This window comes from Mycolicibacterium arseniciresistens, from assembly GCF_030519285.1.
Taxonomy (GTDB): domain Bacteria; phylum Actinomycetota; class Actinomycetes; order Mycobacteriales; family Mycobacteriaceae; genus Mycobacterium; species Mycobacterium arseniciresistens.
The window spans coordinates 1-3,279 of the sequence record NZ_JAUMSQ010000463.1 but is presented as its reverse complement, the minus strand read 5'-3'; the positions used below and the strand labels follow the sequence as shown (position 1 = coordinate 3,279).

Below are 3,279 nucleotides of genomic sequence, written 5' to 3'. Positions count from 1 at the left end.
GGCCGTCCGGCCCATCGGCGCCCGCTTGCCCGGATCACGGTTCCCGCCCGCGCCGAAGACGACGGCCACCCGTGCGCCGCCGGCGTGCTGGCGCAGCGTCTCCAGCACCGCGCGCAACGCGCCGGGCTTGTGCGCGTAGTCGACCAGCGCGAGGAAGTCCTGCCCGCGGTCCACCGGTTCGAGCCGGCCGGGCACCGCCGCGGTGCGCAAACCCGGCGCGGCCTGCTCGGGCGACACGTCCACGGCGTCCAGCAGCGCGGTGGCCAGCAGGCAGTTGGTCACGTTGTAGCGGCCGGGCAACCCGATCCGCAGGCCGTGGTGCACACCCGCCGGGTCCTCGGCGACGAATTCCTGGGCGACGTGACCGACGGCGCGGATCTGCTCGGCCCGCCAGTCGGCATCGCGGCCGGTGGCGCTGACGGTCACCGGTGCGGTGGCCAGCCTCGCCATGTCGCGGCCGGCGTCGTCGTCGACGCAGATCACCGACAGGTCCGCACAGGCCGCCGACTCCGGGTCGAACAACCGCGCCTTCGCGGCGAAGTAGTCGGCCATCGTCGGATGGAAGTCGAGATGGTCGCGGGACAGGTTGGTGAATCCGCCGACGGCGAACCGCACCCCGTCGACCCGGCCCAGGCTGAGCGCGTGGCTGGACACCTCCATCACCACCGTGTCGACCCCGCGCTCCACCATCACCGCCAGCAGCGCCTGCAGATCGGGCGCCTCGGGTGTGGTCAGTGCGCTCGGCTGGTCGAGGCCGTCGATGCGCACACCGACCGTCCCGATCAGCCCCGCCACCCGCTCCGCCGCGCGCAGGCCCGCCTCGACCAGATAGGTGGTGGTGGTCTTGCCCGAGGTGCCGGTCACCCCGATCACCCGCAGGCGCTCCGACGGCCTGCCGTACACGGTGGCCGCCACGTCGCCGAGCACCGCGCGCGGGTCGGGATGGACCAAGACCGGGACATCGATTCCGGTGTCGATCAGGTCGGCGCCTGCCGCGTCGGTGAGCACCGCGGCCGCGCCGGCGCCGACCGCAGCACCGGCGTAGCGGGCGCCGTGCGACGAGGAACCGGGCAGCGCAGCGAACAGGTCACCCGGGCGGGCGTCCTGCCCGCGCAGGGTGACCCCGGTGATCAGGATGTCCGGCACGGCCGCCGGACCGTCCGCACGCGGCACCGCCGTGACCCGCTCGGCCAGCGGCCCGAGCGGGTATCCGGCGGGATGGCTGGGACGCAGGTTCATGGCGATGACACAGTACCGATCCCGGCACCGGCGGCGCTTCTACAGGTCAGCTCGCCTGCAGCGTGAGCGGCGGGCCGGGGTCCGGCGACAGGGGCACGTTGTCGCGCTGCAGCAGCCACGATGCGATGTTGTGGAACAGCGGGGCGGCCGACGATCCCGGCGTGCCGTCGGCTGCGCGGTGCGGGGCGTCCATCATCACGCCGACGACGTAGCGCGGGTCGTCGACGGGCGCCATCCCGGCGAAGGTGATCCAGTAGACGTCGCTGTAGTAGCAGCCGCACGCGGGGTTGATCTGCTGAGCGGTGCCGGTCTTGCCCGCGATCTGATAACCCTCCACCGCGGCCGCGGGACCGGTGCCCTGCTGGGTGCCCATCGGGTCGCGCTGGACGACTGCGCGGAACATGTTCCGCACGGTGCGCGCCGTTTCCGGTGAGACCACCTTGATGCCCTCCGGGCGCGGTTCGTCGGTGCGGCTGCCGTCGGCTGCCACGGTGCCCTTGATGATGCGGGGCGGGATCCGGACGCCGTCGTTGGCGATGGTCTGGTACATCCCCGTCATCTGGAGCAGCGTCATCGAAAGGCCTTGACCGATGGGCAGGTTGGCGAACGAGCTGCCCGACCACTGATCGATCGGCGGCACCAGGCCCGCGCTCTCGCCGGGCAGGCCGACGCCGCTGCGCTGGCCGAGCCCGAACCGGCGCAGCATGTCGGCGAAGCGTTCCGGCCCGACGCGCTGGGCCAGCATCAGCGTCCCGACGTTCGACGACTTCCCGAAGATGCCGGTGGTGGTATAGGGCATCACCCCGTGCTTCCACGCGTCACCCACCGTGACACCGCCCATGTCGATGGACCCCGGCACCTGGAGGACCTCGTCGGGATTCGTCAGCCCGTACTCGATCGCCGACGCGGCGGTCACGATCTTGTTCACCGATCCGGGCTCGAACGGCGAGGAGACCGAGAGGTTGCCGTTCTGCTTGTGCTCCTGGCGGCCGATGTCCTGCGACGGGTCGAACGTGTTGTCGTTCGACATCGCGAGCACCTCACCGGTTTTCGCGTCCAGCACCACGGCGGAGACGTTCTTGGCGCCGGAGGCGTCCTTGGCCTGCTGCACCTGCTGCTGGACGTGGAACTGGATGTCGTCGTCGATGGTGAGCATCACCGTCGAGCCGTCGACCGAGTCGTGCCGGTTGCGGTAGCTGCCGGGGATGACCACGCCGTCGGAACCGCGGTCGTAGGTGATCGAGCCGTCGGTGCCTGCCAGCACCGCGTCCAGTGAGTCCTCGAGTCCGAGCAGACCGTGGCCGTCCCAGTCGATGCCGCCGACGATGTTGGCCGCCAGCGACCCGCCGGGATACTGACGCAGATCCTGGCGCTCCGTGCCGACCTCGGGGAATTTCGTGGTGATCGCGTCGGCGACGGACGGGTCGACCGCGCGGGCCAGATACACGAACGACTCGTTGCTGCGCAGCTTCTTGAGCACCGTCTTCATGTCCGGCTTGTTGCCGAGCCGGGCGGCGACCTCGGTGGCGATGTCACGCAGCCGGCGTTGGGGGTCCGGCGCTTCCACGGTCGCGGCCTCGTTCTTCGTGAACGCCTCTTCGAGTTCCTTGCGCACCTTGACCGGCTGGAATGTCAGCGCCCGGGCCTCGATGGTGAATGCCAGCTTGTCGCTGTTGCGGTCGACGATGCTGCCGCGCACCGCCTTCTCCACATCGGTCACCTTGAGCTGGCCGGCGGCCTCCGCGCGCAGCCCCTCGGCCCGCGGCACCTGCAGGCTGAACAGCTGCCCGCCCGCGACGAGCAGCAGCACGAAGATCACCGCCATGCCGCCACGGTGCCGGAACGTGAAGGACGAGCTGCGCAAGCCTGTTTCGACCGAGGTCTCCCGTGTACGGCGGGCCCGTGCCGAGTGTTCGGCCGACGGCGCCGCACCTTTCTTACGGGGTTTGGCGGCAGGCCGGGCGGGACGGCGCCGACTCGCGTCGCGGCTCATCCCTGCGGCCCGGGCAGCGGTGCGGCCACCGGGGTGAACTGCTCGGC

General features: G+C 71.1%; 2 protein-coding genes. Both read right to left on the bottom strand.

Annotated elements, in window-relative coordinates; translation table 11 throughout:
- Positions 1-1,239: UDP-N-acetylmuramoyl-L-alanyl-D-glutamate--2,6-diaminopimelate ligase (locus tag Q2100_RS30470; protein ID WP_302917016.1), on the bottom strand; the 1,239-nt coding region annotated here is incomplete at its 3' end.
- Between the two features lie 46 nt (positions 1,240-1,285).
- The gene (locus Q2100_RS30465) at positions 1,286-3,232 is read right to left on the bottom strand and encodes a peptidoglycan D,D-transpeptidase FtsI family protein (protein WP_302917017.1); all 1,947 of its coding nucleotides are present in this window, start codon (positions 3,230-3,232) and stop codon (positions 1,286-1,288) included.
- Positions 3,233-3,279: the final 47 nt, after the last annotated feature.

Bases quoted from the DNA above. Each gene is read 5' to 3' on its own strand.
- Q2100_RS30465 (WP_302917017.1), bottom strand. From the start codon at position 3,232: ATGAGCCGCGACGCGAGTCGGCGCCGTCCCGCCCGGCCTGCCGCCAAA.